We start from the raw sequence: 26,657 nt of genomic DNA on the forward strand, positions 1-26,657 counted from the left end.
GTGTGGGAGCGGGTGCTCAGCGGGCCAGGACCGCCGTCACCGTCTTACCGCCGTCCGGCTCCGGGCGCACGGTCAGGGACTCGGCGATCCCGCGGACCATCGGCCAGCCGAAGCCGCCCGTGGTGCCGTCCAGGCGCGGGGTGCGCGGGGTGGGGTGCTCGGGGCTCGGGTCGCGCACCTCGACGGTGAGCGCGCCCGGTGTCGCGCGCAGCCACAGCCCGCTGACCGCGCCCGCGTGCCGCAGCGCGTTGCTGACCAGCTCGGAGACGAGCAGCAGGAAGTGTTGCGCGGTGCGGGCCGCGACGGCGGGGCCGAGCCCGTCGAGGAAGACGCGCACGGCCTCGCGCGCCTCGGCGGCGTGCGCGGGCCGGGAGTGGTGTCCTCCCGCCGCGGCGGGAGCGGGCGGCGCGAGCGCCTGTCCGGCCTGGTCCAGGTGGTGCATGGTCTCACCCCGTCACTGGGAGCCCTTGGGGAACTCCGCATCGGTACATGAAGTGGTGTACCCCGAGCGCGGGAGCTGAAAAGGGGACGTCGTGAAAGGGGGAGGTCGCGGGCGGTACGGCGGGGGCGGCCCTGGTGAGGGCCGCCCCGGCCGCAGGTGCTCCCGCGGGCAGGCCGTACGGGTCCGGCGGGGCCCGTCGCGGGGTCGGCGGGGGCCGGCGCCCGGGCGCGCGTATCGGCGGCGTACGGGCCCCGTACGGGTGCGGTCCGGGTGCGGTCCAGGCCCGTACGGGTGCGGTCAGGATTCCGCCGGGCGCTCCTCGGCGGGAGCCTGGGGCGCGGGCCGCGGCTGCTCCGGGGCCGGCGCCTGGGCCTGGTGTGCGGGCTGGGCCGTGGGCCGGGCGTCGGCGAGGGTGCGCGGGCGCGCGGGGTCGCCGGCGGGCGGGGCCGCCGGGCCGTTCGGGGCCTGGCCGGGTACGGCGGCACCCGGCGACGTCGGCGGGGTCGGCGCCTGCGGGGGCGTCGCCCCGGTGGGCGGCGCGGGCGGAGCGGCGGGCGCCGGAGCGGCGGGCGGCTGCTGCGGCCCGGGGGCCGGGACGCTCGGCCTGCCGAGGGTCTGCTCCGCCTTCCTGCGAAGCGCGTCGGCGGTCTGCCGGGTGTCGTTCAGAACGTCACCCTGCTCCTCGACGAGCTGCTGATAGATCGGGGTGGGGGAAGACACAATGAAGGACTCTCTGCCATCTCAGGGGCTGTGCATCGGCCCGCCACCGGCTGCGACGGACTCACGCCGTGAGGATCGCAGACGTGTCACCCGGCGGGGACGAGGGGGGTCGGCCCTGAGCCGCTGATCCGGCGCGGAGCCGATTCCTTGGCACGCAGTGCCACTGGAGTGGCGCGCTCCTCGGCGGCGGCCCGGGCGAGCCGCTCGCGGGCCACACCGAGCGCCGCGTCGATCGTGCGCGTACCGGTGGAGACACAGAGCGTGTAGGTGACGTCGTCGAGGTCGCGGAGCGTCTCGGCGCCCGGCTCCTGAACGGCACTCAGGGCTTCGTAACGGTTCAGCAGCTTGCGCAGCACGACAGGGTGAGCAATCAGCACAACGGTCCCTTCTGTTTCCTGCGTCGCATTCGCCCCTCCCGGAAACGGGCTCGGCCGACATGGGCCGCAGGTGGTCTTCTGACCGCATACCCGGCACTGGGTGCCTCAAGCGTCCGATCCAAAAGGTTTTCAGCCATTGCGGGCGGTACATCCGGCCAAGAGGGGCGCGCCCGGGGTTCAGGGGCGCCAGTAGCCCTGGGCGCGGACCTGACGGCGGGGCGCGGGAAGGGCCGCGCGGAGGTGACCGGCGAGGGCGCGGGTCGTCGTGGTGTCGCAGGCGATCCAGGCCCAGGCGCCCGCGGGGTCGGCGAGGTGCTGGGGCAGCGTGGCCCGCACTTCCTCGACGAGGCGCTCGCCCGCGCGTTCGCGCGGGACGGGGAGCAGGGTGTGACGCCCGGGCCGTACCCGCACGGGGAGGTCGGCGTCGGCGGGGCCCCGCGTCTCGAACCACACCGTGGCCGGCGTGTCCGGGTAGGCGTCGAGAAGCGAGTTGAGCGCGGGGAGCGCGGCCGTGTCGCCGATCAGGAGGAGGTGGGCGGGCTCCGGCTGCGGCGGCGTGAGCGGGGTGCCGTGCACGGTGGCCTCGATGGTGTCGCCCGGCCGGGCGGCGCGGGCCCAGTCGGCGGCCGTACCGGCGTGCAGCGCGAAGTCGAGCGAGAAGGTGCCGCTCGCGGGATCGGGGTCGACGAGGGTGTAGGCGCGCTGGTGGGGGCGGCCGTTGCGGCGGAACCAGAGCCTGACCCACGTCGTGGGCAGGGTGCCGCTCGCGTCGAGCAGGCCGCCGTCGGTGACGCGGAGGCGTACGTAGTCGGGGGCGAGGTGTGCGCTCGCCGTCACCGTGAGGGTGAAGTCCCTGGCGCGCAGCAGCCGCAGCACCGCGCCCTCCCAGCCGTGTCCCACGCCGCACCCCTCCCACCGGGGTCCCGGCCCCGGTCCGTACGCGCGTCCGGCCGCGGAGTCCACGACCGGACAGTTAACTTAGGTAAGCCTAAGTTAATCACGCGCGGGAGAACAGCCCGGCGGCCACCACCTGCACGGGCGGGGCCGCCCGTCCCGCCCCGGCCCGTCCCGCCCCGGCCTGTACCGCCCCGGTGCGCGCCACCCCGCCCCGTACCGCCCTGCCCCGTACCAGACCCGCCCCGGCCCGTACCCGCTTCAGCGCCGGCCGAGGCGCCGCGCTCCCGAGGGGCCGAGCTGGTAGCTGAGGTCGTAGTAGGCGAAGAGCTTCGGCTCCTCCTCGGCGACGAGTTCGCCGTCGGTATCGATCGACGGCGCGTCCTTCACCCGCTTCTTGTCGTAGCGCACCTTGAGCGCCCCCGGCTTGACCGTCGCGCCGTCGAGCGGCACGAAAATCAGCCTGCGCTTGGTGGGCAGCCCGATCACGACGGTCGCGAAGGCGGGCAGGTCGGTGGTGGTGTCGACGTAAATGGCCTCCAGGCTGCCGATCTTGTGCCCCTCGGCGTCCACCACGTCATGGCCGCGCCAGTCCCGGATGTCCTCGGCTTCGAACAACGCCCTGCCTCCTCGTACGGTCTGTCAGGCCCCCTCCTGGCCACCTGCCCCCGCCCCGCCCGGCCACACGCGAGGCTACCGGCCGGTCGGGGCCCGTACCGGCAACGGCGCGGGCGCACGCCCCGTCATCGCGACTACGCGCGGGCGACATTGCTTCGCCGGGCACGCTTGCCCCACCGCGGCAGCGATGCGCGAGACTGGGCGAATGCCTGGGGAGAATCCGTACGCGCAGAGCACCTTCGTGGGCCGGGAGCGGGAGCGTTCCGCGCTCCTGGACGCGCTCCGGGTGCGGCACCTCGTGAGCCTCACGGGCCCCGGCGGCATCGGCAAAACACGGCTCGCGCGCGAGGTCGCGGCCGAGGCCAAGGGCACCTTCCCGCAGGGGGTGCGCCTGGCGGACCTCGGCCGGGTACGCGACACGGGGCAACTGCTCACGGAGGTGGCGCGCGCGGTGGGGCTCGCCGACCAGTCCGCGCGCCCGCGGGCCGAGGCGCTCTGCGCCTACCTGGCCCCCCAGCGCTGCCTGCTCGTGCTCGACTCGGGCGAGCAGGTGTGGGACGCGGTACGCGACCTGGTGGGCGATCTCCTGACGACCTGCCCCGGGCTCACGGTGCTGCTCAGCGCGCGGCGGCCGCTCGCACTCGCCGAGGAGTACGTGTCCACGCTCGGTCCGCTGCCGCAGGACGGGCCCGAGGCGTTCGCCCTCTTCGCCGAGGGCGTGGCCGCGGTGCGCCCCGCCGGGCTCGCGCCCGGGGAGCGGGCGGTGGCCGCGCGGATCTGCGCGCGGCTCGAAGGGATTCCGCTGGCCCTGGAACTGGCCGCCGCACAGGCGGCGCGGCTGCCTCTCGACGAGCTGGCGCGACGTCTGGACTCGCGGCTCGACACCCTCGTCGCCGAGGGGCACGGCGGCCCCGACAGGCACCGCACGCTGCGGACCACGATCGGCTGGAGCCACGAGCTGTGCCTGCCCGAGGACCGGCTCCTGTGGGCGCGCCTGACGGTCTTCCGCGGGCCCTTCGACCTCCAGGCGGTGCGCGAGGTGTGCGCAGGGGGGCCGCTCGCGCGGGCGGACATCGCCGCGGGGCTCGACCGGCTCCTCGCCTGCTCGGTGCTGCGCAGGCACGGGCGCGGCTGGTCGATGCTCGGCACGCTCGCCGAGTACGGGGGGCAGTGGCTGGAGCGGCTCGGCACCGACGCGTACGAGGCGCTGGCGGCGCGCCACGCCGCGTACTTCGCGCGTCTCGTGCGCCGTGCCGACGAGGAGTGGCTGGGCCCCCGGCAGATCACCTGGTTCCGCTGGGCGCGCGAGGCGTACGGCGAAGTGAGCGCGGCACTCACGTACTTGACGGAGCACCGGCCGGACGACGCGCTCGACATGGCGGGACGGCTCGTCTTCTTCTGGGCCTGCTGCGGGCGGCTGCACGAGATGCGGGCCCGCCTGGAGGCGGCGCTCAAGAACCCCTCGGCCACCGGGCCGCACCGCACGCGCGCGCTGTGGGCGCTCGGGGTCGCGTACGCGCTGCACGGCGAGTACGGGGCGGCGGCCGAGCTGAGCGCCCGGGGCGCGGGGACGGCCGAGCGCGAGCGGGACCGCGAGGGGATGCTGGGCGCGGCGTACGCGGGCGGCCTCACGGCGCTGCTCACGGGCGATCCCCTACGGGCGCTCGCGCTCGCGCAGGCCGCGCTCGACGCGGCGCCCGGGCCCGACACGGGCTCGCCCGGCAGGCTGCGGTGCCTGCTCGTACGGGTCTTCGCGTACACGGCGCTCGGGGAACGGGAGCGGGCGCGGTCCGAGGCGGAGCGGCTACGGGCGCGGTGCCTGGCCCTCGGGGAGCGCTGGACGCTCTCGTACTTCGACTACCAGCTCGCGCTCGTCCACCTCGGCGAGGGCAGGGCGCGGCCGGCGCTCAGGTACGCGCGGGCCGCGCTGGAGAGCAAGCGCGCGATCGAGGACTCCTTCGGCACGGCGCTCTGTCTCGACGTGCTCGCCGCGACGCTCAGCGCGGCCGGGCAGGCGGAACGGGCGGCGCGGATGGCGGGGATCGCCGAGACCTTCTGGACGACGACAGGCCACCCGCAGCGCGGTACCCCCGAACTGGCCCCGGTACGCGCGCGCTACGAGGCGCTCGCGCGGCAGTCGCTCGGGGACGCGCGCTGGGAGCTGGCGCGCCGGGCGGGGCGGCTGACGGACGCGCGCGAGGCGCTGTACTCGTGGCTCGACGGTCCGGGCTGAGCACAGCGACACGGGAACGGGCGGCGGCCGGTACGGGGTTGCCCGTACCGGCCGCCGCCCTCGGACTCCGCACCGGCTCATCGCTCACCCCCGCGGGTACGGGTTCGTGGTGCTCCGTGGGACTCGCGTGCCCCCGCGCGCCCGGAGGAAAACCGGGTGTCGCCCGGAGGAAAACCGGGTGTCGCCCGGAGGCCGGGAAAGGGGAGGATGCGCCCATGCGCGCCACCCCGCCAGGGCCCCCGCCCTTCACCCTCGTCCCGCTCGCCGTCCGGCACGCTGCCGCGATGGCCGTCGTGCTCGCTGACCCGGCCCTGTACCGGTTCACCGGCGGGGAGCCGCCGCGGGCCGCCGCGCTGGAGCGGCGGTACGCGCGGCAGCTCGCGGGGCCCGGCGAGGAGGGTGTCGCGTGGGTCAACTTCCTTGTGCGGGTGGAGGATCGCGGCGAGTTCGCGGGCTACGTGCAGGCGACGGTGACGGGCGGCGACGAGGCGGAGGTGGCGTGGGTCGTGGGCACGGCGTGGCAGGGGCGCGGGCTCGCGAAGGCGGCGGCGCGGGCGCTCGCCGAGCGGCTCGCGGAAGCGGGGGTACGGCGTCTGGTGGCCCACGTGCGTCCGGGGCACGCCGCGTCCGAGGCCGTCGCGCGCGCCCTCGGCCTGCGCCCGGACGGAGCCCGGCAGGACGGCGAACGGCGCTGGGCGGGCCCCGCGCGCGCCCGTCAGTCCCGCACGTACCGCAGCTCCCTGAGCACGGGCCCGCCCCACTCGCCGTAGTCGTCGGGGCGTTCCGTACCGTCGGGCCGGTAGCCGAAGCGCGTGTAGAAGCGGCGGGCACGGGTGTTGCCCGCGAGCACCCACAGCGTGACGGGTCCGGCGAGCCGCGCGTGCACCTCCTCGACGAGGCGGCGTCCCACCCCCGTACCCACACGCTCGGGAGCGGCATAGAGCGCGAACAACTCCCCCGCGGGGCCCGCGCCCGGCCTCGGCAGCCCGTAGCAGGCCCAGCCGAGGAGTTCGCCCCCGGTGTCGAGCGCGAGCAGATCGGTGACGTGCCCCCGGCTCTTCGCGAACCACTCGGCGCGCGCACGGGCTTCGGCCGCGGGGTCCATGCCGTCGAGGTAGGCGGCGGGGACGAGCCCGTCGTAGGCGGCGGCCCAGGCCCGGGCGCGCAGGCGCATGACGCGCGGCAGGTCGGCCTCGGTCATCTCGGTCACGTACACGCTCACGGGTCCCCTCTCGTCCTGCGCCACGGCATCGTCCCAGACCCTGGGCGCGGGCCGCGTCGGGCGGGGGGCCGAGGGGTGTCGGGCGACCGGCGTAGGTCTCGTGGCCCATGTGGTCGCGCGCCTCGCGTGAGAGGGTCGCGGCTCATGGAGACCACGGGAAGCACGCGGCGCGGGACGGCCGAGCGGGTTCGGGACGTGCGGGCGCGGCTCGTCGCTGGACGGGATCTGTGGGTGGCGACGGCTCACCCCGTACACGGCCCGCACCAGGTGCCGTTGTGGTTCGTGTGGGACGGGCGCGCGGTGTGGATGTGCACGGGCGCCGCGTCCGTGACGGTCCGTAACCTGCGTGCGGAGCCCCGGGTGCGCCTGGCGCTCCAGGACACGTACGACGTGGTGCTCCTCCAGGGCGAGGCGGAGTGTTTTCCCGAGCGGGAGGTGCCCGCGGACGCCGCGGAGGCGTTCGCGGGCACGTTCGGCTGGGACCCGCGCGCGGAGGAGGGTGCCTTCGTGTACGTCCGCGTCGTTCCCAGGACGGTGCGCGCCTGGCGCGGCGTGCCGGAGCTGGACGGGAGGGTCGTCATGCGGGACGGGGTGTGGGCGCGGTAGGGGCGCCGTACGGCGGTGGCGCGGCGGGAACCGGCCAGTTCGGCGCGGAGGCGCGCGGAGACGGGCCGGGCGTGCGTCCGGGGTGAACGTGGTGGTGCCGGGCCGGGGCGGCGGGAGCACACCCGCGGGCACGTACTCCAGGGAACGTATGTCCGGGCAGGTCCTCGCGGCGGGGGCCTGACGGGGCCTTGATCCTGCCGGGGCCGTTGCGATCCCCGCCGGTGACCGCCCCCCCCGGACGCCCGCGGCGCGGGCGCGTCGGCCGGTTCTCGACCCCAGGCCAAAGGTGGCGAGATCACGTAGGGATGACGGTCTAGCCGCCGGGCATATGCTGGCACGCCACGAGGAGGGACGAGAGATGCCCGCGGAGACCGCGATCCTCCTGGTCGACGACCATCCGGACACGCTGTTCGCCCTGGAGAGCGTGCTCGCGCCACTCGGGCGGCCCGTACTGCGGGCGCACAGCGGCGAGGAAGCGCTGAAGTGCGTGCTGCGCGGCGGGGTCGGCCTCGTCCTGCTCGACGTGGTGATGCCGGGGACGGGTGGCCTGGAGGTGGCCGGGTACATGCGGGGCGTCGACCGCGCGCAGGACATCCCCGTCGTCCTCGTCACGGGCCTCGGCAGGGAACGGGCCCTTGCCGAGCGGGCGCGCGAGCTGGGCGCGGCGGATCTGCTGACGAAGCCGGTCGATCCCTGGACGCTGTGCACGAAGGCGGAATACCTGCTGGAGCGGTACGAGCGCGTGGTCGCACTGCGGGAACAGGTACGGGAGTTGCGGGCCCAGCTGGAGCTGGCGGCGACGCGGGACGGGTGAGCCGGATGGCCCCCGGGGCGGGCAGGCCCGGCGAGGGGCCTGCCGCGCGGGGGTGGCTCAGGCGGCCGGGGCGATCGTCTTCTCGATCGCCGCGACGACCTCGCGGGACTCCGGCTCGGTGGGCGGGGCGAAACGCGCGACGACGGCGCCGTCCGGGCCGATGAGGAACTTCTCGAAGTTCCAGCGGATGTCGCCGCTGTGGCCCTCCGCGTCGGGCACGTCGACGAGTTCGCGGTAGAGCGGGTGCCGGTTCTCGCCGTTGACCTCGACCTTCTCGGTCATCGGGAACGTGACGCCGTACGTGGCCGAGCAGAACTCGGCGATCTCGTCGGCGCTGCCGGGCTCCTGGCCCATGAACTGGTTGCAGGGCACGCCGAGCACCGTGAAGCCCCGGTCCCGGTAGGTCTCCTGGAGCCGTTCGAGCCCCTCGTACTGGGGCGTGAGGCCGCAGCGCGAAGCGACGTTGACGACCAGGACGGTACGGCCGCGGTACTGGTCGAGCTGGGCGGGTCCGCCCTGAAGGGCGCTGATTTCCACATCGTGCACAGTCATGTCCGCATCGTACGACCGGCCGCCGTCCCCCCGGCGGGCCGTACCCGGCGCCTTGACGCACACCGGAGGTCCCGCGGGCCCCGCGCGCCCGCGCCCGCGCCCCTCACGGCCCCGCGCCGCCCCGCCCCGTCCGTGCCCGGACTCACCCGTACGAGCGGTCCCGCACCCCGAAGCCGCAGGGAACCGGCCACGAAGACTGCCGGAACCTGGCAGTGCGCGGGCGGCGTCCCGGGTGAAAGGATCGGCACCCGCCCGGGGCCGAGCGGTCCCCCGCGGAGTTCGTGACGGGGAAGGGAAGTCGCCATGACGTGGTTCCTGGTGGCCGGGGTCGCGGGGCTCGCGGTGCTCGCGCTGTCGCTCGTCGTGGACGGGCTGCTCGAAGGGCTCTTCGACGGTGTGTCCTTCCTGGACGGACTGCTCGACGGACTCTTCTCGCTGCCGGTCGTGGCGGGCACCGTGTCGATGCTCGGTTTCACCGGCGCGCTCACGCTCGCCACGACGGACCTCGGCACGGGCGCCGCCGCGGGGATCGGCCTGGCCGCCGGACTCGCGGCGGGCTGGCTGACCTGGCGCCTCACGCGCGCGCTCATGAGCGGCGCGACGGCGACGACACCGCGCGAGTCGGATCTCGTCGGCACCTCGGGCGCGGTCGTGACAGCGATCCCGGCCGAGGGCTTCGGCGAAGTGCTGCTCTCGCTCGGCGGCCAGCCCGTCAAGTACGCGGCACGCAGCGCCGTCGCGGTGCCGCGCGGGGCGGAGGTGTGGGTCGAGGAGACGCTCTCGGCGACGGCCGTGCGCGTCCGTCTCGTCGAACGCTGAGCGCTCCGCGGATACGTGGCGCGCCCCGCGTCCACGGCGCGCGCCGCGCGCCACCCACGCGGCACATGCGGCATACGCGAGACTCGCGGAACGCACGACACGCAGCACACGCAGCACACGCGCGACAGCAACACACGCACGACACGCAGCACACGCACGACACGTACTACGCACGAGAGTGATCCCCGCGCGGCGGGGGCGAAGGGGGTGCAGCGGATGAGTCCAGTGGTTCTCGCCGTGAGCGGCATCGTGATTCTGGTCGTCCTGGTGGCCCTGGTGGTCGTCACGCGGTACAAGGTCGCGGGGCCGAGCGAGGCGTTCATCGTGACCGGGCGACGCGGCAAATCGCGTACGGACCCGGAGACCGGACGGATCTTCACCGACAACAGCGGCCAGAAAGTGGTGGTGGGCGGCGGGGTCTTCGTCGTCCCGTTCGTGCAGCAACGGTTCACGCTGGAGCTGTCCTCGCGGCACATCCCCGTCGCGGTGCGCGGCGCGGTGACGCTGCGCGGCGTCAAGGCGAACCTGGAGGGCGTCGCGATCGTCAAGGTCGGCGGCACCGAGGACTCGATCCGCGCCGCGGCGCAGCGCTTCCTCATGCAGCAGGGCGGCATCGTCGGGTTCACGCAGGAAGTGCTCTCGGGGGCGCTGCGCTCGATCGTGGGGCGCATGTCGGTCGAGGACATCATCAGGGACCGCGCCGCCTTCGCCGGGCAGGTCGCCGAGGAGGCGGAGGCGAGCCTGTCGGGGCAGGGGCTCGTGCTCGACGCCTTCCAGATCCAGGACATCACGACCGAGGGCTCCTACCTGGAGGACCTCGGACGGCCCGAGGCGGCGCGCGCCAAGCAGGAGGCGGACATCGCCGAGGCGGTCGCGCGGCGTGCCTCGGAGCAGGCGAGGCTCAAGGCGGCCGAGGAGATCGCGATCGCCGAGCGGACCTTCGCGCTCAAGCAGGCCGAGATCAAGGCCGAGACGGACGAGGCCGCCGCCCGTGCGGCTGCCGCGGGGCCGCTCGCGCAGGCGGCGCGCAATCAGGAAGTGCTGACCGAGCAGGAGAAGGTCGCCGAGCGGCAGGCCGCGCTCACCGACCGCGAGCTGGACACACAGGTCCGCAAGCCCGCCGACGCGGCCCGCTACCGCGCGGAGCAGGAGGCCGAGGCGCAGCGCATCACGCTCGTCAAGCAGGCGGAGGCCGACGCGCAGCGCGCCAGGCTCACCGGTACGGGTGAGAAGGAGCACCGCGCGGCACTCGCCGACGCCGTGCGCCTGGAGGGCGAGGCGGACGCGGCCGCGATCCTGGCGCGCGGTGCCGCCGAGGCCGACGCGATGCGCAAGAAGGCGGACGCCTTCGCGCAGTACGGCGACGCGGCGGTGCTCCAGATGCTCGTCGAGGTGCTGCCGCAGGTCGTCGCCAAGGCCGCGGAGCCGCTGAGCGCGGTCGACAAGCTCACCGTCATCTCCACGGACGGCGCGGGCCAGCTTCCCCGTACGGTCGCGAACAACGTCGTGCAGGGGCTCGAACTGCTCACGTCGACGACGGGCGTGAACCTGACGGAGCTGCTGCGCAAGGCCACGGGCGGCGGTGCGGCGGCGGCCGACGAGGAGACAGGGGACGCGGAGGCGCAGGGCGCGGGGCTCGCCCGTACAGGCGAGAGCGCGCCCCCGGCGCAGCGGAAGGGACACACGGAGATCACCGACTGAGCCCGACGGCCGCCACGGGGCGCGGGCGCGGGGCACGTCCCGCGCCCGCGCCCCGTGGCGTGCGGGCGCGTGCCCTCGGCCCGCGCGGTTCCCGGGACCGCCCGCACCGGCGTGGCGCGCGTTCCCCGCCCGCCGGTGCGATGGTGGGGAGGACGCCGCGAGAACGTCACTCCGAGGGAGGCCGTGGTGCGTTGTCTGGTGACCGGGGCGAGTGGGTACATCGGCGGGCGGCTCGTACCCGAGCTGCTCGAAGCGGGGCACAGCGTGCGCGCGCTGGCCCGTACGCCCGAGAAACTGCGCGACTACCCGTGGGCGGAGCGCGTCGACATCGTCAAGGGGGATGTCACCGACCCGGAGTCGCTGCGGGCGGCGATGGAGGGCATGGAGGTCGGCTACTACCTCGTGCACGCGCTCGCCTCCGGTCCCGGCTTCGAGGAGACGGACCGCGAGGCGGCGCGCGCCTTCTCCGCCGCGGCGGGCGCCGCGGGGCTGCGGCGGCTCGTCTACCTCGGCGGCCTCACACCCGCCGGAGTACCCGAGAAAGAGCTGTCCCCGCACCTGCGCTCACGGGCCGAGGTGGGGCACATCCTGCGCGCCGGCCCGACACCCACGGCGGTGCTGCGCGCCGCCATCGTGATCGGTTCCGGTTCGGCCTCCTTCGAGATGCTGCGCTACCTGACCGAACGACTGCCGGTCATGCTGACTCCGAGCTGGGTGAGCACCAAGATCCAGCCGATCGGGGTACGGGACGTGCTGCGGTACCTCGTGGGCGCGGCCGAGCTGCCCGCCGACGTCGACAGGGACTTCGACATCGGCGGGCCCGACGTCATGACGTACCGGGACATGATGGAGCGGTACGCGCGGGTCGCGGGCCTGCGCAAGCGCCTCATCGTGCCGGTCCCCGTCCTCACGCCGCGCCTGTCCTCGCACTGGATCGGCCTCGTCACGCCGGTACCGCGCGGGCTCGCGCGTCCGCTGGCCGAGTCACTGCGGTACGAGGTGGTCTGCGCGGAGCACGACATCGCCCGGTACGTCCCCGACGGGCCTGGCCACCCGATGCCCTTCGACACGACGCTCCGGCTCGCGCTCCAGCGGGTGCGCGAGGCCGAGGTGGCGACGCGCTGGTCCTCCGCCTCCGTGCCGGGGGCCCCGAGCGATCCGCTGCCGACCGACCCCGACTGGGCGGGCGGCTCGCTCTACACCGACGAGCGGCAGCGCTCCGCCGACGCCCCCGAGTCCGCGCTGTGGCAGGTCATCGAGGGGATCGGCGGCGAGAACGGCTGGTACTCCTTCCCGCTCGCCTGGGCGGTACGGGGCTGGCTCGACCGGCTCCAGGGCGGTGTCGGGCTGCGCCGGGGGCGCAGGGACGCGCGACGCCTCCGGGTCGGGGACTCGCTCGACTTCTGGCGGGTCGAGGAGATCGAGCCGGGGAAGCTGCTGCGCCTGCGTGCCGAGATGCGGATGCCGGGACTCGGCTGGCTGGAGCTGCGCGCCGACCCGGCAGAGGACGGCGACCCGGACCGGTCCGTGTACCGGCAGCGCGCCGTCTTCCACCCGCGCGGGCTCGCGGGGCAGGCGTACTGGTGGAGCGTGGCGCCCTTCCACGCGCTGGTCTTCGGCGGGATGGCGCGGAACATCGGGCGGGCCGCGGAGCGGATGACGCGCGGCGAGGCGGTGTCCGGGCAGGCGGGGAAGTCGGTGCGCGCGCTGCTCGGGATGCTGCGGCCACGGGGAGCGGGAGCCTGACGGCCCGTACGGCCCCGTATCCCCCGCGCTGACCCGCACGGGCGTCCGCTTGTCAGGCCGGTGGGGGGTTCTTGCGGAGGCAGGAGCGTTCGATGGGGCCCGGGTTCCTGACCCGGACGCCGCCCATGCCCGCGTCCCCCGTGAGCCGCAGCAGGGGCGCGCCCTTCTCGCGGCCCGGTGTCGTACGGTCGCGCAGCCCGCCCATGCCCGGGTCGACGCCGCCCGCGTCGACCCCCCAGGACTCGGGCACCACGATCCGTATCCCCGCCATGTCGCCGCGCACCTCGATCAGGATCTCGGCCAACCGCGTCCGTACCCGCGTGAAGTCGAGGTGCACCCCGCCCATGCCCCCGTGCACGACGAGGTGCGCGGGCACCTCCCACTCACCCGTCCGGCGGACGCCGTACATGCCGCCGCGCAACTCCAGCGGCTCGCCGCCGTGCGGCGCGGGCGGCTGGACGAGCGGGGGCGCGCCGGGCAGGTCCGCGAGGAGCGGCCGCAGCTCCCCGTACGTCCGCGCGCTCAAGGCGGTGCCCAAGCGCTCGTCCAGCTCGTCGAAATCGATGCGGCCCTCGGCCGCCGCCTCCCTGAGCCGCTCGGCGACCGCGTCCCTGTCGGCATCGGAGGCGCGCTGCCCGTCCTCGTAAGGGAACTCGCCGGGGAAACGGCCGGGAAGCGGTGAAGAGCTCATGACCGGGGATCATAGGCGGCCACCGATCGGGAACACCAGGGAGCGCGTACCGCGCCCTCCCGGCCCCTTCCGGGCTGCGTGGCAGGGCGGGCGGTGCCACCCTCGACAACAGGACCGACGACGTGGGAGCCCTCTGTGCGAGACACCTTCGAGCTGAACCCGGACATCCTGGCCGAGCTGCGCGCCCCGCGCCCGTACCCGGCGGTGTCGCTGCTGCTGCCCACGCACCCGGCGTCACCGGACGGCGCGGAGGACGCGATCCGGCTGCGCAATCTCGTGAGCGAGGCGAAGAAGCGGCTCGCGGACGACCCGGGCGTGGACAAGGCGGCGCTCCAGGCCCTTGAGGCGCGTATCGACGAGGCGGCGGCCTCCGTGGACTCCTCGGAGATCACCGACGGGACGCTCCTGCTCGCCTCGGCGAACGACTGGGAGGTGTGGAAGCTGCCCGTCGCACCGCCCACGCGCGTCGTCGTCGCGGACACGTATCTGACCCGCAACCTCGTCTCCTCGTGGCTGCACGAGCGCCCGTACTGGGTCCTCGTCCTCTCCGAGGAGGGCAGCCGGCTGTGGCACGGGGCCGGGGAGTCGCTCACCGAGGTGACCGGCTTCGGTTTCCCCGCGAAGCCCGAGCTGCCCGACCACGAGGACGCCGACCTGGGCGCGAACTTCGGCACCCAGCCCTCCCCCTACCGCGAGGAGCGGCTGCGCCAGTACCTGCGGGACGTGGACGACAAGCTCGCCGACGCGCTGCGCACGGGCAAGGGTCCCGTGCACGTCGTGGGCACGGCGAACCAGATCAACACGCTCGTCGAGCGCACCCGCAGCAAGGACAGGATCGGGGAGCGCGTCGAGCGGGCGGGGGCGGACAAGCTGACCGGGCACCTTGTGCTCGACGTCATCCGCCCGGCGCGCGAGAAGTACACGGCGGAGCGGCAGCGCGCGGCGCTCGACCGGCTCGGCGAGGGGATCGGTCAGAAGCGCTTCGCCGCGGGCACCGACGAGATCTGGCAGAACGTCCAGGAGGGGCGCGTCCAGCTCCTTCTGGTGGAGGACGGTTTCCAGGTCTCGGCGATCCCGGAGGCGACCCACCTGCGCCCGGCGGCCTCGCCCGAGGACCCGGACGTCGAGGACGACATCGTCGACACGCTCGTCGAGACGGCGCTCGGCACGGGCGCCGACGTCGTCTTCGTCCCGGACGACGCGCTCGCCGAGCACGGCAGGATCGCGGCGCTGCTGCGGTACTGAGGCGGTACGGGGACGGGGCGCCGCTCAGGAGAGGCGGCGCCCCGTCCCCGTACGGGCTCAGCGATGGCGGCGGGCGCCCAGGCGGGAGGACGCGCCGCCGAGGTGGGCGGCGACGAGGGCGAGACCGGCGAGGCCGAGCGCGGTCGGCGAGTACCACGTCTCGGTGCCCGTGTCGGTGGCGAGGAGCAGGTAGGCGACCACGAAGAAGGCCGCGGCGACGTAGGCGAGCACGGTGTCTCCCGGGGGGAGTACGGCGGGCCGAGCGGGCCCGTGGTCCCGGCGGGACCTGTGTGCGAGTGCCCCGTCGCGGGCGGCGCACGCCTGGACGCGGGCCGTGTTCGCTGTGGGCGCGGTTCCCGTTTCCGCTCGGCGGGCGGGGGCAACCGGGCGGCATGACGAGCGAAACGACACAGCGCGCGCACCGCACCGCCAGGCGCGCCGCGAACAGTTCGGCGGTGGACCGTGCCGCCCGCGCGGGCTTCGTGGCCCGGGGCGTCATCTATCTGCTGATCGGCGCGATCGCGATCCGCGTCGCCTTCCACCCGTCGGGCGGCAGGCAGGCGGACCGTTCGGGAGCGCTCGCCGAGATCGCCGAGAAGCCGTTCGGGCTCTTCCTGCTGTGGGCGGTCGGGATCGCGACGGCGGGAATGGCGCTGTGGCGCCTGTCGGAGGCGGCCTTCGGCGCCTCGGGCTCGGACGGCGGCAAGGCGGGCAAGCGGCTCATGTCGGCGGGGCGCGCGGTCTTCTACGGTTTCGTCTCGTACTCCGTGCTCGCCTTCGCGCGGGGCAGCGGCGGCGGGGGTTCCTCGGACGAGAAGTCGAAGGACGTGACCGCGATGGCGCTCGGCAGGCCCGGCGGCCGGTGGCTCGTCGCCGTGGCCGGTGCGGTCGTGGTCGGTGTCGGCGCGGGCCTCGTCGTGCGCGCCGTCATGCGGAAGTTCCGCAAGCACCTCAGGACCGCGGGGATGGGCCGCCGCACGGAGCGTGTCGTGGACGTGCTCGGGATCGCGGGGAACCTGTCGCGCGGCATCCTCTTCGGCACGGCGGGCGTCTTCGCCGTCGTCGCCGCCGTCCGGTTCGAGCCGGAGAAGGCGAAGGGCATGGACGACACCCTGCGTTCCTTCACGGAGACCCCCGTCGGCCCCTGGCTCCTCGTCGTGATCGCCGTCGGCCTGCTCGCCTTCGGCGCCTTCTCGGTGGCGAGCGCGCGGTACCGGGAGACGTGACGCGCGGGCCCGTACGCGCGAAGCGCCCCCGCGTGTACGGCCGGTGAGGGGACCGTACGGGCGGGGGCGCCCGGGATGGTGCGTACCGTCCTCGCGGCCGCGGCCGCGAGGGGAGGGCTCAGCGCTCCGACATCAGGCCGGCGCGCAGGGTGCCCAGTGTGCGGTTGAGCAGGCGCGAGACGTGCATCTGCGAGACGCCGAGGCGCTCGCCGATCTGGGCCTGCGTCAGTTCCTGGCCGAAGCGCAGTTCCAGGATCTGCCGGTCACGCGGCTCCAGACCGGCGAGAAGCGGGGCGAGCGCGTGCAGGTCCTCGACGAGTTCCATGCCGGGGTCGTCCGCGCCGATGAAGTCGGAGAGGGCCGCCTCGCCCTCGCCGCTGTCCTCGCCACCGATGGTCGCGTCCAGCGAGGACGAGGAGTAGCCGTTGGCCGCGATCTGGGCCTCGACGACCTGCTGCTCGCTCAGGCTCATGAGGGCGGCGAGTTCGGAGACCTTGGGGGCCCGGCCGAGGCGTGTGGAGAGTTCCTCGTTGGCCTTGGCGAGTTCGACGCGGGCCTCCTGGAGGCGGCGCGGTACGTGCACGGCCCAGGTGGTGTCGCGGAAGAAGCGCTTGATCTCACCGACGATGTACGGCACGGCGAAGGTCGTGAACTCGACCTCGCGGCTCAGCTCGAAGCGGTCGATCGCCTTGATGAGACCGATCGTGCCCACCTGCACGACGTCTTCCATGTCGTCGCCGCGGCTGCGGAAGCGGCGGGCGGCGAAGCGCACGAGCGACATGTTCATCTCGATGAGGGTGTTACGGGCGTCCTGGAACTCCGGTGTCCCCTCCTCCAGCGTGTCGAGCCTGTCGAAGAAGAGCCGGGTCAGCTCCCGTGCGTCCCTGGGGGCCACCTTGTGCGGCTCCGCGATCTCGGGCAGGGCGGGGGCAGCTTCGGTCCGTTCTCCCGCGGTCGTGACGGTCCTTACCGCACCCATGAAAACCTCCTCGGTCCTGCGCCGCACCGCGCGGCGCGCTGCGGCCCGTGTACCCCGGCTTCCGGCCGTCATGCTCAGCCGTCCGCTCAACTTCCCGGCGGCATGCCCGGCGTCGCTCACGGGGCCTTCGCTCCGGTGTCCACCCCTCCTGTCTACCCGTCCGGCCCCCGCCGCGTACAGCCGGGGACGTTTTCCGGCCGCCCGGGCACACGACGAAGTCCCGCGAAGAGCGCCCGCTTTGTCCCCGTACATACGACATACCCGGACACCATGCGCCGTAGGGGCGCGCGGTGTCCGGGTCCGGGTGCCCGGGTGTACGGGTCCTGGTGTCCTGGACCTGTCGCTCAGGTGGCCGAGCCGAGGTCCTCGGCCTCGGCTCGGCGGACGAGTTCCTCCTCCTTGTCGGCGGACGCGCTGTGGTGCGCGGCGTCCGCGATCTGGGCGCGCTCGGCGTCGGCGAGGAGCCGGTGGCCCGTGGTGAGGATCACGATGCCGAGGACGACGACGCCCGCGCCCACGTAGAACGGCACGTGCAGGTCCCAGTGGTCGGCGAGCTTGCCGGCGAAGTACGGGGCGAGGCCGCCGCCGATGAAGCGGACGAAGCCGTACGAGGCGGAGGCCGTGGGCCGGTCGACCGGTGAGACGGTCATGACGGCCTGGGTCGTGACGGTGTTGTTGATGCCGATGAAGCAGCCGGTGACGATGACGGCGACGATGAGGGTCGTGCGGTGCTCGGTGTTGAGGCCGATGACGAGGATGTCGACGGCGAAGAGCGCGAGGTTGAGGTAGAGCGCCTTGGCGACGCCCAGCTTCGCCTGGAGCCAGGGAGCGCCGAAGACCGAGAAGAAGGCGACGAGCAGCCCCCAGCCCGTGAAGACGTACCCGAGCTGGTGGGTGTCCAGCTCCATCGGGTAGGGCGCGTAGCCGAGGACCGTGAAGAAGCCCCAGTTGTAGCAGAGCGCCATGAGGCCCATCGTGAGCAGGCCGCGGTGGCGCAGCGCCTTCAGCGGGTCGAGGACGGACGCCTTGCGCGCGGGTTTGGGCGTCGGCTGGACGAGGACGACGGTCGCGACGAGCGCGATGGCCATGAGTACGGCGACGCCGAAGAAGGGGCCGCGCCAGCTGATCGAGCCGAGTTCGCCGCCGAGCAGGGGGCCTATCGCGATGCCGATGCCGAGCGCGGTCTCGTAGAGGATGATCGCGCCGGCGAATCCGCCGCTCGCCGAGCCGACGATGACGGCGAGCGAGGTCGCGATGAAGAGCGCGTTGCCGAGGCCCCAGCCGGCCCGGAAGCCGACGATGCCGTTGATACTGCCGCTCGCGCCCGCGAGGGCGCTGAAGACGACGATGATGACGAGCCCGGTGACGAGGGTGCGTTTGGCCCCGATCCGGCTGGAGACGAAGCCGGAGAAGAGCATCGCGACGGCCGTCACGACGAGGTAGCTCGTGAAGAGCAGCGAGACCTGGCTCGGCGTCGCCTTGAGGCTCGTGGAGAGGGCGGGGAGGATCGGGTCCACGAGCCCGATGCCCATGAAGGAGATGACGCAGGCGAACGCGACGGCCCAGACGGCCTTGGGTTGCCTGAACGGGCTTGCCGGCTTCGGTCCTGATGCGGACAAGGTGTGCTCCAGGGAGGGACGTTCGGCCGCTCCGGCACGGGCGGGTCCCGGCCGGGCGGGAGGCGGAGCGCACGGCCACGGGCAGGGCGTGGCCGTGCGGTGGTGCGACCGCGCGGCGCGCGGGCCGTGCGGAGCAGGGGGTGGGCGCGGGTCAGTCGGTGCGGGGGGCGGGGCGCCCCCCGCCGCGCCCGGGCGGGGTGGGCCATTGGGTGCGGACCGCCGTGTCGAGCAGCGTCTCCAGGGCCGGCCTCGCGTCCCTGGCCGCCCGCAGGAGCGTCAGGCGCTCTTCGGCCGGGAGGGTGGCGAGCAGCTGGTAGAGACGTTCGGCGCGGGCCTCACGCCGTTCGCGCACGACGTCGTGCCCCGCCTCGGTGATGGAGACGAGGACGGCGCGGCCGTCGTCGGGGCAGCGCACGCGGCGTACGAGCCCCTGCTTCTCCAGGCGCTGGACGAGTTGCGTCATGGAGGGCTGCGAGACACCGCCCTCGCTCGCGAGCACGGTGAGCCGCGTCGGTCCCGTACGGGACAGGCGGCCGAGCGTCATCGCGGCGGTGAAGCTGATGTCATGCACCGTCAGGTGCCGTACGGACAGCGCCGTCAGCCCTTCCAGAAGGGCGGTGACGTCGTCCTGACTGAGGGGGATCTCATCCACGGGGTCATATGTATCACGCACCTATATAGGGGGTCCATGAAGTATGCAACCATCCGCGAAAGAGTGAGCCACTTCACAGCGGCACGGGGAATGCGCCCTGCCCCGCGGGGCCCCGGCACCCGCGCGGCTCCCTCACCTGCCGCTCGTGCGCGTGCCGTCCTCGCGGCGGCGGCCGAGGAGGGAGCCGAGTCCGTGGCGGGTGGCCGCGAGGACGACGCGGTCCTCCGGGCGCAGCACGTAGCCCGGGTGCAGGTCCCAGACGAGTCCGGCGCCGCCCTGGCCGCCGGGCGAACCGAGATCGGGGGCGCGTTCGGCGGGGCCGCTCGTGTCGAGCGCGATGACGCGCCAGGAACCGGGCCGGAACGCCTCGGCGACCGTACGGCCCTCCAGCTCGGGGCGCCCGGCCACGTCGAGCGCGGCGAAGAGCAGGACCCGGCGCTCGACGGGGATCGCGCCGAGCACCTGGCGGCCCATCATCGCCCCGGCGAAGGCGGGCGCCGCGAGCGAGGAGACACTGCGGCTGCGGGTGAGGGCGGCGGGGTGCGCGGCGCGCAGGGTGCGGTAGACGGCGGTCGCGAAGTCGTCGTCGAAGAGGCGCAGCGAGACGCGCAGGCGCGGGTGGAGCGAGCGGGCGTACAGCGCCGCCTCCAGGTTGGTGGCGTCCACGCTCGTCACGGCCAGCAGCGCCGAAGCGCGGCCGATCTTCGCCGCTTCGAGCACGCCCTCATCGGTCACGTCGCCGATGACGCACGGCACCCTGAGCCTGCGCGCCAGCGGAATGCCGCGCGCCTCGGGGTCCTCCTCGACGCATACGACGGGCACGTTCATCTCGTGGAGCCGGGCGAGCACCCGCGTACCGATCTTGCCGAGCCCGAGGAGCACGACGTGTCCCGCGAGTCCGCGCGGCGGGCGGCGCAGCGTCGAGGCCGAGCGGAAGGTGCCGAAGGCTTCGAGGGTCGCGGCGACGAGCACCGGCAGGATGAGCAGGCCGACGAGCCCGTTGAGGAGTTGCAGGATCTGCCGGGCCTTGCCGTCGTCGATGGGGTCGTTGATCGCGAAGAGATCGAGGAGCGTCACGTACGCGGCGTGCTGGGGGTGTTCGCCGGTGACCACCATCGTGGCGGCGGTCAGGACGAGCACGGCGAGCCCGAGGCCCGCGACCGACCAGCGAAGCCTCGCCGAGAACAACGAGCCGAGCGGCACCCGCCAGCCCGTGAAGCGGCCGGCGGCCGCCGGGGCGCCCGGGCGGCCGATCTGCTCCAGGACGACCGTCTCGCGCCCGGCGGCCGCGGCGACCTCGGCGTCGTCGGGGAGCAGCCGCGGCGCGTCGGCGCTGCTGTCCGAGCCCTCGGCACCGCCGGGGTCGCCGACCGTCGCGGAGAGCAGCGCGAGCGTGGCGAGGCCGGGCGCCGCGACCTCGCCCCTGCCGGGCGGGCGGCGTTCGACCGCGCGCAGCAGGATGCCGTCGGCCTCGATGACCTTGCTGGTGCCTGCCACGGCGGAGGCGGCGAGCGCGGGCGCGGCCGTCGCCGCGTCGGAGAGCACGGTGACGCTCGCGACGCCCTCGTCGAGCCCGGCGACCACGGCCGCCTGGTCGAGCAGGTGCTCCAGCTGCTGGCCCAGGCGCCGGTTGTAGAGCCGGATGACCAGGCGCAGGCGCGGGTTGAGCCGCCGGGCGCGCAGCGCGGCGTGGATGTTGACCTCGTCCTCCTCGTGGACGAGCGCGAGCGCCGTCGCTGTCGCGATCCCCGCCGCCGTGAGCGCCGCGTCATCGAGCCGGGCCGCCTCGACGACCTCCACGCCGCCGTGCGGCGCGGGCTCCCTGTCGGAGTCGGCCGCGCGTCCCCGTACGAAGCCGAAGCGGTCGAAGAACGCGGAGGCGCGCCCGAGCCCGCGCCCCGGGAACGCCCCTCCCGTCGCGAGCCCTTCGGGCGCGGGCGGCTCGATGAGCGTGACGCGCTCCCGGTACACCTCCGCGAGTTCGGCGGCGATACGGGGCGCGAGCGCGTCGTCCCCCGCCACGACCATGCCGGGCTCGGGCGGCGGCGCGGAGGAGGACGGGGACGGGAAGGTGAGAGCGGGCACGGGGACAGCCTGCCGTATACGCCCGGAGCGCCCAAGAGGTGAGGGGCGGTCAGGAAACCTGCGCCGGGCGGGCGTACGGGTGCACGGGCGGCGGCGTGGAGGGGGCCTGCGCCGGGGGCGCGGCGTTCCCCGGTGCGCGGGAGCCCACGCGCGTACGCGGCGGTGCTCCCCTCCCGTCGCCGTCCACGGGCCGCGCGGGGGCCGGCTCAGGCCCGTACGTCCACCAGGGTGCGGCCCCTGACCTGGCCCGCGAGGATGCGCGGCGCCAAGGGGATCACGTCCGCGAGGGGGACCGTCTCGGTGATGGTGTCGAGGTGGGCCGGATCGAGTTCGGCGGCCAGGGCGGTCCAGGCGCGGCGGCGGGACTCCATCGGGGCGTGCACCGAGTCGATGCCCTGGAGGCGGACCCCGCGCAGGATGAACGGGGCCACCGAGCCGGGCAGGTCGAGGCCCTGCGCGAGGCCGCAGGCGGTGACGGTGCCGCCGTAGCGGGTCGCCGCCAGGACGTTGGCGAGGGTGTGGCTGCCGACGCTGTCGACGGCCGCCGCCCAGCGCTCGGAGGCGAGCGGCTTGCCGGGCGCCGAGAGCGTGGCGCGGTCGATGAGCTGCGCCGCGCCCAGTGCGCGCAGGTAGTCGCCGTGCTCGGGGCGGCCCGTCGAGGCCACGACGCGGTGGCCGCGCGCGGCGAGCAGGCTGATCGCGACGGAGCCGACGCCGCCCGCCGCACCCGTGACGAGCACGTCGCCGTCGCCCGGCGCGACGCCCGCGTCCTCCAGCGCGAGGACGCTGAGCATCGCGGTGTACCCGGCCGTGCCGATCGCGGCGGCCTGGCGTGTGCTCAGCGCCTCGGGCAGCGGTACGAGTTCCTCGGCGGCCACCCGGGCCCGCTCGGCGAAACCGCCGTCCTTGCTCTCGCCCCGTCCGAAGCCGTTGAGGACGACCCGGTCCCCGGGCACGAAACGCGGGTCGCCGGACTCCGCGACCGTACCGGCGAGGTCGATGCCGGGCGTGAGCGGGAACGTGCGCACGATGCCCTTGCCCGCGAGCGCGAGGCCGTCCTTGTAGTTGACCGTCGAGTACTCGACGTCGACGGTCACCTCACCGGGCGGCAACTGCTCGTCCTCCAGGGTCCGGACGGCCGCGTGGCGGCCCTGCTCGTCCTCGGTGACACGGATGGCGCGGAACGACATGTGCGCTGCTCCCTGCTGGTCGCGGTACGGATGGTGCCTGTACCGGCCAGTCTGCTCCCCCGCGCCGCGCGGTGACGCTCAGGGCTCCACGAGCCCCGCCCGTATCGCGTACCGCGTCAGTTCGAGCCGGTCCTTGAGGCCGAGCTTGTGGAGCGTGTTGGCGCGGTGGCGCTCGACGGTCTTGACGCTGATGACGAGGAGCGCCGCGATGTCCTTCGACGAGTGCCCCTCGGCGACGAGCTTGAGGATCTCCTCCTCGCGCGGGGTGAGCGTGCTGCCCCCGGCCGGGTCCTCGCCCCTGCGGGCCTGTTCGAGGTAGTTGCGGATGAGCGCCCCCGTCGCGCCCGGGTAGAGGAAGGGCTCGTCGCGCATCGCCGCCCGGCAGGCTTCGATGAGGTCGCGGTCGGCGAGCGACTTGAGCACGTAGCCTCCGGCGCCCGCCTTGAGCGCCTCGAAGAAGAACTGTTCGTTGTCGTACATCGTGAGCACGATCATGCGGAGCCCCGGCAGGGCATGGGACAACTCGCGCGCGGCCTGGAGCCCGGTCATCCGGGGCATGGCGATGTCGAGCACGGCGAGGTCGGGCCGGTGCAGTCGTGCCTGTTCCACCGCCTCGGCCCCGTCCCCCGCCTCCGCCACCACGGTGAGGTCGGGCTCGGCGTCCAGGATGAGCCGCAGCCCCCGGCGCACGAGCGCGTGGTCATCGGCGAGCAACACCCTGATGGGCGCGGCGCTCCCGGGCGTGGGGACCGCGGCGGGAGGGGACACGGAGGCGGGCGGGGCCGGGGGCAGGGGCGGCGGGGCGGCGAGCGGGGGTGCCGCGGTGGGCGCGGCCGGGACGGTGGACACGGGTGACTCCGGTGGGAGGGGCGAGGCGAGGGAAACGAGCGGGACGGCAGGGCCGGTGGACGGCGTGCGCGCAACGGCGGCCGGGGTGCGGGAGGCGGGCGCGGCGGGCCCGCGCACACCCCCCGCAGGCTCCGGCGGCCCCAGCCTCGTCACCCCGCGCATCCCGCCCCTCACGTGACCCCCACCCCCTCGCGAAGCGGCGGGGACGGCGGGGACGCGTGGGTCGTCAGCGGCGCCGTCAGGCGGATTTCCGTGCCCCCGCCGACGGCGGGGGCGATGGAGAGGCGGGCGCCGATCAGGAGGGCCCGTTCGCGCATGCCGCGCAGCCCCGCGCCCTCGGGGGCGTCGCCCAGGCCCCGGCCGTCGTCCGCGACGGTCAGCTCCACGCCGCGCGGCACCGCGCGCAGCGTGAGCCGTACCTCCTGGGCCCGCGCGTGCCGTACGACGTTGGTCAGTGCCTCCTGCGCGACCCGGTAGAGGACCAGCTCCACTTCCTTGTCCAGCTCCGGCAACTCGCGGTCCCCCGCGCGCCGCACCCGCAGTCCGCTGTCGGCCGGCAGTTCCGTGACGAGCGAGGCGAGCGCCGCGCGCAGCCCCAGCTCGTCGAGGACGCCGGGCCGCAGTCTGCGGGCGATCCTGCGGATCTCGTCGAGTCCGCCACGGGTCGTCTCCTGCACCTGGTGGAGCCGCTCGGCGAGCGGCGGGGGCGCGTCCTTGGCGGCGCTCTTGAGTTCGAGGAGCACGGCGGTGAGGGTCTGGCCCACCTCGTCGTGCAGCTCCTGGGCGATCCTGCGGCGCTCGGCCTCCTGCGCGGAGAGCGCGCGGGCGGTGCTCGTGGCCCGTTCGGCCTCCAGGCGGTCGAGCATCGTGTTGAAGGCGGTGATGAGCCCGGCGATCTCACCGTGTCCCGAGACGTCGGGGCGGCGCCCCGGGCGCAGCAGGTCGGTCGTGCTCATCGCGCGGTGGAGCCGCTGGAGGGGGGCGAGGCCGATCCTGAGCAGCGCCGCGTTCGCGGTGAGCATCGCCACCAGGCCCGCCGAGAGGATGAGCACCTCGGTGAGCACGACGGGAGCCGAGACGGTCACGGGGCCGAGCAGCAGCAGCCCGGTCGCCGCGAGCAGCACGGCGCCGTTGAGCAGGAAGATGCGCTGGAACAACGACACCTCGTTCCCTCCCTGTGGCCGGATCGGTGACCGGATCGGTGGCGGGGCCGGTGGCCGGGTCGGTGGCGGGGCCGGTGGCCGGACCGCTGGCCGTACGTGTCCGTCGTGCCGCACGACGGGCCCCGCCCCCAGCCTCCCCGATCCGCCCCCGACGGGTCCATCCGTGGCACCACCCATTTCCGCCCGGGGGCGCTGCCCCGTTCGTCGCGGGGCCGGCTCCGCGCCGCTCAGGGTTCTCCCCCACGAACCCGCCACGAAAGGTGGGGGTGATTCCGGATGGCGCCCGCCCCCGGCCCCGGGAGAGGCTTCGGGGGAAGGACCCGGCGGACGGTGGCGGCGGAACCGCTCCAGCAGGTGTGGACGGGGCCCGAGGACGGAATCCCTTGGGTACGTGCCGCCGAGGGGCGCGGGCCGCAGGGCCCGCCGAAGCGGGGACCCGGGAGGCACGGAGGGAGAGACGGGCGATGGATCGTCAGGACGAGACACTGCGGGCGCTGGAGCGCGGGCTGCGCGCGGAGGACCCGCGCCTGGAGCGGGCACTGCGCACCGGGCGGCCGCCCAGGACCTCGCACCCCTGGGTGATACTGCTGCTCGTCCTCGCGCTCGGGACCCTGTGCGGCGGCCTGGTCGCCGGGCACGGCGTGGTGCTGGCCTCGGGGCTCGTCGCTGCCGGGATCGCCGCGCAGCTGCTCGACCCGCACCCCGGGGCACGCGGCCGCGGGACCGGCGGCGCCTTCACGCGCCCCCGCCTCGCCCCGCATCGCCCGCCTCACTCGCGACACTGAGCGCGCGTGGGCGCCGAGCCGGGGGTACCGGGCCCGCCGCCCGCGCGCGGTACCGGGCCCGCTCGCGGCCCCGGCGCACGGGGCCCTGGCACGCGCGGCCCCGGCACGCACGGCCCCGGCGCACGCGAAATCGCGGCGCCCGCCTCGCGCGAGTCCTTCAAGAGCGGGAAAATTCCCACCAGTTGATACGCGAACTTCGCCACGAAATCCACCGTTTCATCCCATTTGCCGTACGTTAAAGTACTGGTCAAATAACCAAGCCGGTCACGCCCTCCTGGGCGTCCCGGCGCGTCGAGCGGCCCGGTCACAGGGCCGCCTTCGCAGGCCTGGGAGGGGGTGGTCCCGTGGAGCACGACCGGCGCACCCGCCTTCGCGCACTGCCGCTTCAACCCGGCCCCGGCGCGGCGCTCCGCCCTCCCTCTCGCGGCAGGGCCATCGGAGTGCGCCCCCGCGAAGCCGTTCCGCATAGCGCCTGAGCGGCCCGCCCCGGCGCTCCCCCAGGGGTACGCGCCCCGCGTCCCTCCGGTCCGGACCACGGTGCGGCCCGGCCCCGTACCGCCGTACCGCCCACCTCCGCGAGATCCAGCACAGCGAGACCCCGTCCGGCCCAGCGAAGCCCCCGGCGAACCCTCGTCCCGTCCGCCCCCGCAGGCCCGTACCGCCGGACCTTCCCCTCGCCCCTCCCGCACCCCGACAGGGGGAGACCGCTCCCCCGTATCCCCACCGTCCTTTCCGGGCTCCCCTCCCGCGCGGCCGGTCGCTCCGGCGCACCTCCGCACCCCTGAAGGAGCCCGGTTCCGTCCCCTACCCACGCACGGGTGTTCTGTGCGCGCAGCAGGGATGACACGGTATGGGCTGTCACGGTCCCCCGTGACACCCGTCCCCTGCACACCCACGCACGCGAAAACGCGCAAGCGACACACCGTACGGAGTTCTCGATGGAGCCCACCGCTCACTTCACCAAGACCGCCCTCCCCGGGATCGGGGCGCGCTACGACCTGGACACGCAATCCGGCAGGCACCTGTCGGTCGTCGTGCACCAGGACGGTCGCCGCATCCTCGGCCTCCACGACCCGGAGGACGAGGACACCTGCCGTGACGCCGCTCAGCTCGACCCCGGCGAGTCGCTCGCGCTCGCCGGGCTGCTCAAGCCCGACCCGGTGCGGTACCTGCGCCAGCACATGGAGATCGACCTCGTCACGGAACACATCCCGGTGACGAAGCGCTCGCCCTTCGCCGGCCGGGTGCTCGGCGCGACGCAGGCACGTACGAAGACAGGGGCCTCGATCGTCGCCGTCCTGCGGCGCACCGACGCGGTTCCTTCCCCGACCCCGGATTTCCGCTTCGCGATCGGCGACGTACTGGTCGTCGTCGGGACCCGTGAGGGAGTGGACGCCGTGGCCGAACTGATCGCTGGAGGATGACCCCT

At 74.6% G+C, this 26,657-nt stretch carries 27 protein-coding genes; 11 read left to right on the plus strand and 16 right to left on the minus strand.

From position 1 onward, the window contains the following. Nucleotides 1-16: 16 nt before the first annotated feature. From ACQYWQ_RS01735 to ACQYWQ_RS01755, 5 genes are all read right to left on the minus strand, one after another. Nucleotides 17-442, minus strand: coding sequence for an ATP-binding protein (locus ACQYWQ_RS01735; RefSeq protein ID WP_431032075.1), 426 nt, complete (start codon nucleotides 440-442; stop codon nucleotides 17-19). 297 nt (nucleotides 443-739) lie between these two features. Further along, nucleotides 740-1,162 (minus strand): hypothetical protein, encoded by a 423-nt coding sequence (locus ACQYWQ_RS01740; protein WP_431032076.1) that lies wholly within the window; start codon nucleotides 1,160-1,162, stop codon nucleotides 740-742. 86 nt (nucleotides 1,163-1,248) lie between these two features. Next, on the minus strand, nucleotides 1,249-1,539 hold the full coding sequence (locus ACQYWQ_RS01745) for a DUF5133 domain-containing protein (RefSeq protein WP_431032077.1): 291 nt from the start codon (nucleotides 1,537-1,539) through the stop codon (nucleotides 1,249-1,251). A gap of 177 nt (nucleotides 1,540-1,716) precedes the next feature. Beyond that, the gene (locus tag ACQYWQ_RS01750; RefSeq protein ID WP_431032078.1) at nucleotides 1,717-2,439 is read right to left on the minus strand and encodes a siderophore-interacting protein; all 723 of its coding nucleotides are present in this window, start codon (nucleotides 2,437-2,439) and stop codon (nucleotides 1,717-1,719) included. A 255-nt stretch (nucleotides 2,440-2,694) separates the two neighbouring features. Continuing rightward, complete coding sequence (locus tag ACQYWQ_RS01755) at nucleotides 2,695-3,051, minus strand: PRC-barrel domain-containing protein (protein WP_431032079.1); 357 nt, start codon at nucleotides 3,049-3,051, stop codon at nucleotides 2,695-2,697. Nucleotides 3,052-3,256: 205 nt separating this feature from the next. Between ACQYWQ_RS01755 and ACQYWQ_RS01760 the strand changes: the two genes are divergently transcribed. Then, nucleotides 3,257-5,284 carry an ATP-binding protein gene (locus tag ACQYWQ_RS01760; protein ID WP_431032080.1) on the plus strand — a complete coding sequence of 676 codons (2,028 nt, stop codon included), beginning with the start codon at nucleotides 3,257-3,259 and terminating at the stop codon, nucleotides 5,282-5,284. A 215-nt stretch (nucleotides 5,285-5,499) separates the two neighbouring features. Further along, nucleotides 5,500-6,054: a GNAT family N-acetyltransferase gene (locus tag ACQYWQ_RS01765; protein WP_431032081.1), complete on the plus strand. Its 555-nt coding sequence runs from the start codon at nucleotides 5,500-5,502 to the stop codon at nucleotides 6,052-6,054. Here ACQYWQ_RS01765 and ACQYWQ_RS01770 read toward each other — a convergent pair. Then, nucleotides 6,000-6,506 (minus strand): GNAT family N-acetyltransferase, encoded by a 507-nt coding sequence (locus ACQYWQ_RS01770; protein WP_431032082.1) that lies wholly within the window; start codon nucleotides 6,504-6,506, stop codon nucleotides 6,000-6,002. The two genes, ACQYWQ_RS01765 and ACQYWQ_RS01770, sit on opposite strands and share 55 nt — an antisense overlap. A 144-nt stretch (nucleotides 6,507-6,650) precedes the next feature. Here ACQYWQ_RS01770 and ACQYWQ_RS01775 point away from each other — a divergent pair, with 144 nt between their 5' ends. Further along, nucleotides 6,651-7,112 (plus strand): pyridoxamine 5'-phosphate oxidase family protein, encoded by a 462-nt coding sequence (locus ACQYWQ_RS01775; protein WP_431032083.1) that lies wholly within the window; start codon nucleotides 6,651-6,653, stop codon nucleotides 7,110-7,112. A 358-nt stretch (nucleotides 7,113-7,470) separates the two neighbouring features. Beyond that, nucleotides 7,471-7,926: a response regulator gene (locus ACQYWQ_RS01780; RefSeq protein WP_431032084.1), complete on the plus strand. Its 456-nt coding sequence runs from the start codon at nucleotides 7,471-7,473 to the stop codon at nucleotides 7,924-7,926. Nucleotides 7,927-7,983: 57 nt separating this feature from the next. Here ACQYWQ_RS01780 and ACQYWQ_RS01785 read toward each other — a convergent pair whose 3' ends face one another. Continuing rightward, nucleotides 7,984-8,478 carry a glutathione peroxidase gene (locus tag ACQYWQ_RS01785; protein ID WP_431032085.1) on the minus strand — a complete coding sequence of 165 codons (495 nt, stop codon included), beginning with the start codon at nucleotides 8,476-8,478 and terminating at the stop codon, nucleotides 7,984-7,986. A gap of 303 nt (nucleotides 8,479-8,781) precedes the next feature. On the opposite strand from ACQYWQ_RS01785, the gene ACQYWQ_RS01790 reads away from it, so the two are divergent. The 3 genes from ACQYWQ_RS01790 to ACQYWQ_RS01800 all read left to right on the plus strand — a co-directional run bounded on the left by ACQYWQ_RS01790 (nucleotide 8,782) and on the right by ACQYWQ_RS01800 (nucleotide 12,744). Next, nucleotides 8,782-9,297: a hypothetical protein gene (locus tag ACQYWQ_RS01790; RefSeq protein ID WP_431032086.1), complete on the plus strand. Its 516-nt coding sequence runs from the start codon at nucleotides 8,782-8,784 to the stop codon at nucleotides 9,295-9,297. Nucleotides 9,298-9,513: 216 nt separating this feature from the next. Then, the gene (locus ACQYWQ_RS01795) at nucleotides 9,514-10,998 is read left to right on the plus strand and encodes a flotillin family protein (protein WP_431032087.1); all 1,485 of its coding nucleotides are present in this window, start codon (nucleotides 9,514-9,516) and stop codon (nucleotides 10,996-10,998) included. 198 nt (nucleotides 10,999-11,196) lie between these two features. Then, on the plus strand, nucleotides 11,197-12,744 hold the full coding sequence (locus ACQYWQ_RS01800; protein ID WP_431032088.1) for an SDR family oxidoreductase: 1,548 nt from the start codon (nucleotides 11,197-11,199) through the stop codon (nucleotides 12,742-12,744). Between the two features lie 52 nt (nucleotides 12,745-12,796). On the opposite strand, the gene ACQYWQ_RS01805 is transcribed toward ACQYWQ_RS01800, so the two are convergent. After that, nucleotides 12,797-13,435 carry a DUF1707 SHOCT-like domain-containing protein gene (locus ACQYWQ_RS01805; protein ID WP_431032089.1) on the minus strand — a complete coding sequence of 213 codons (639 nt, stop codon included), beginning with the start codon at nucleotides 13,433-13,435 and terminating at the stop codon, nucleotides 12,797-12,799. 135 nt (nucleotides 13,436-13,570) lie between these two features. On the opposite strand from ACQYWQ_RS01805, the gene ACQYWQ_RS01810 reads away from it, so the two are divergent. After that, nucleotides 13,571-14,680: a hypothetical protein gene (locus tag ACQYWQ_RS01810; protein WP_431032091.1), complete on the plus strand. Its 1,110-nt coding sequence runs from the start codon at nucleotides 13,571-13,573 to the stop codon at nucleotides 14,678-14,680. 57 nt (nucleotides 14,681-14,737) lie between these two features. Here ACQYWQ_RS01810 and ACQYWQ_RS01815 read toward each other — a convergent pair whose 3' ends face one another. Then, nucleotides 14,738-14,911 carry a hypothetical protein gene (locus tag ACQYWQ_RS01815; RefSeq protein ID WP_431032092.1) on the minus strand — a complete coding sequence of 58 codons (174 nt, stop codon included), beginning with the start codon at nucleotides 14,909-14,911 and terminating at the stop codon, nucleotides 14,738-14,740. A 224-nt stretch (nucleotides 14,912-15,135) separates the two neighbouring features. Between ACQYWQ_RS01815 and ACQYWQ_RS01820 the strand changes: the two genes are divergently transcribed. Continuing rightward, nucleotides 15,136-15,906: a DUF1206 domain-containing protein gene (locus tag ACQYWQ_RS01820; protein ID WP_431039033.1), complete on the plus strand. Its 771-nt coding sequence runs from the start codon at nucleotides 15,136-15,138 to the stop codon at nucleotides 15,904-15,906. 118 nt (nucleotides 15,907-16,024) lie between these two features. Here ACQYWQ_RS01820 and ACQYWQ_RS01825 read toward each other — a convergent pair whose 3' ends face one another. From ACQYWQ_RS01825 to ACQYWQ_RS01855, 7 genes are all read right to left on the minus strand, one after another. Further along, entirely contained in the window at nucleotides 16,025-16,885 is an 861-nt protein-coding gene (locus ACQYWQ_RS01825) for a SigB/SigF/SigG family RNA polymerase sigma factor (RefSeq protein ID WP_431032093.1), read from the minus strand. 344 nt (nucleotides 16,886-17,229) lie between these two features. After that, nucleotides 17,230-18,504: an MFS transporter gene (locus tag ACQYWQ_RS01830; RefSeq protein WP_431032094.1), complete on the minus strand. Its 1,275-nt coding sequence runs from the start codon at nucleotides 18,502-18,504 to the stop codon at nucleotides 17,230-17,232. 151 nt (nucleotides 18,505-18,655) lie between these two features. Further along, the gene (locus ACQYWQ_RS01835; protein WP_431032095.1) at nucleotides 18,656-19,156 is read right to left on the minus strand and encodes a MarR family winged helix-turn-helix transcriptional regulator; all 501 of its coding nucleotides are present in this window, start codon (nucleotides 19,154-19,156) and stop codon (nucleotides 18,656-18,658) included. Between the two features lie 132 nt (nucleotides 19,157-19,288). Beyond that, a complete protein-coding gene (locus tag ACQYWQ_RS01840; RefSeq protein ID WP_431039034.1) occupies nucleotides 19,289-21,184 on the minus strand; it encodes a potassium channel family protein in 1,896 nt (631 codons plus the stop codon). A 263-nt stretch (nucleotides 21,185-21,447) separates the two neighbouring features. Then, nucleotides 21,448-22,431: an MDR family oxidoreductase gene (locus ACQYWQ_RS01845; RefSeq protein WP_431032096.1), complete on the minus strand. Its 984-nt coding sequence runs from the start codon at nucleotides 22,429-22,431 to the stop codon at nucleotides 21,448-21,450. A 78-nt stretch (nucleotides 22,432-22,509) separates the two neighbouring features. After that, complete coding sequence (locus ACQYWQ_RS01850) at nucleotides 22,510-23,223, minus strand: response regulator (RefSeq protein ID WP_431039035.1); 714 nt, start codon at nucleotides 23,221-23,223, stop codon at nucleotides 22,510-22,512. Nucleotides 23,224-23,450: 227 nt separating this feature from the next. Further along, nucleotides 23,451-24,443, minus strand: a complete 993-nt coding sequence (locus ACQYWQ_RS01855; protein ID WP_431032097.1) for a HAMP domain-containing sensor histidine kinase — start codon at nucleotides 24,441-24,443, stop codon at nucleotides 23,451-23,453. Between the two features lie 464 nt (nucleotides 24,444-24,907). Here ACQYWQ_RS01855 and ACQYWQ_RS01860 point away from each other — a divergent pair, with 464 nt between their 5' ends. Both ACQYWQ_RS01860 and ACQYWQ_RS01865 read left to right on the plus strand, forming a co-directional pair. Continuing rightward, nucleotides 24,908-25,228, plus strand: a complete 321-nt coding sequence (locus tag ACQYWQ_RS01860; protein WP_431032098.1) for a DUF3040 domain-containing protein — start codon at nucleotides 24,908-24,910, stop codon at nucleotides 25,226-25,228. Nucleotides 25,229-26,166: 938 nt separating this feature from the next. Then, nucleotides 26,167-26,652, plus strand: a complete 486-nt coding sequence (locus tag ACQYWQ_RS01865) for a cation:proton antiporter regulatory subunit (RefSeq protein WP_431032099.1) — start codon at nucleotides 26,167-26,169, stop codon at nucleotides 26,650-26,652. Nucleotides 26,653-26,657: the final 5 nt, after the last annotated feature.

The organism is Streptomyces sp. P6-2-1 (assembly GCF_050613165.1).
In the GTDB taxonomy this organism is placed as follows: Bacteria; Actinomycetota; Actinomycetes; order Streptomycetales; family Streptomycetaceae; genus Streptomyces.

Excerpts from the sequence above, each read along its gene's own strand:
- ACQYWQ_RS01735 (WP_431032075.1), bottom strand. The coding sequence starts at position 442 with ATGCACCACCTGGACCAGGCCGGACAGGCGCTCGCGCCGCCCGCTCCC.
- ACQYWQ_RS01760 (WP_431032080.1), top strand. The coding sequence starts at position 3,257 with ATGCCTGGGGAGAATCCGTACGCGCAGAGCACCTTCGTGGGCCGGGAG.
- ACQYWQ_RS01765 (WP_431032081.1), top strand. The coding sequence starts at position 5,500 with ATGCGCGCCACCCCGCCAGGGCCCCCGCCCTTCACCCTCGTCCCGCTC.
- ACQYWQ_RS01775 (WP_431032083.1), top strand. The coding sequence starts at position 6,651 with ATGGAGACCACGGGAAGCACGCGGCGCGGGACGGCCGAGCGGGTTCGG.
- ACQYWQ_RS01780 (WP_431032084.1), top strand. The coding sequence starts at position 7,471 with ATGCCCGCGGAGACCGCGATCCTCCTGGTCGACGACCATCCGGACACG.
- ACQYWQ_RS01785 (WP_431032085.1), bottom strand. The coding sequence starts at position 8,478 with ATGACTGTGCACGATGTGGAAATCAGCGCCCTTCAGGGCGGACCCGCC.
- ACQYWQ_RS01790 (WP_431032086.1), top strand. The coding sequence starts at position 8,782 with ATGACGTGGTTCCTGGTGGCCGGGGTCGCGGGGCTCGCGGTGCTCGCG.
- ACQYWQ_RS01795 (WP_431032087.1), top strand. The coding sequence starts at position 9,514 with ATGAGTCCAGTGGTTCTCGCCGTGAGCGGCATCGTGATTCTGGTCGTC.
- ACQYWQ_RS01805 (WP_431032089.1), bottom strand. The coding sequence starts at position 13,435 with ATGAGCTCTTCACCGCTTCCCGGCCGTTTCCCCGGCGAGTTCCCTTAC.
- ACQYWQ_RS01825 (WP_431032093.1), bottom strand. The coding sequence starts at position 16,885 with ATGGGTGCGGTAAGGACCGTCACGACCGCGGGAGAACGGACCGAAGCT.
- ACQYWQ_RS01840 (WP_431039034.1), bottom strand. The coding sequence starts at position 21,184 with ATGGTCGTGGCGGGGGACGACGCGCTCGCGCCCCGTATCGCCGCCGAA.
- ACQYWQ_RS01845 (WP_431032096.1), bottom strand. The coding sequence starts at position 22,431 with ATGTCGTTCCGCGCCATCCGTGTCACCGAGGACGAGCAGGGCCGCCAC.
- ACQYWQ_RS01860 (WP_431032098.1), top strand. The coding sequence starts at position 24,908 with ATGGATCGTCAGGACGAGACACTGCGGGCGCTGGAGCGCGGGCTGCGC.
- ACQYWQ_RS01865 (WP_431032099.1), top strand. The coding sequence starts at position 26,167 with ATGGAGCCCACCGCTCACTTCACCAAGACCGCCCTCCCCGGGATCGGG.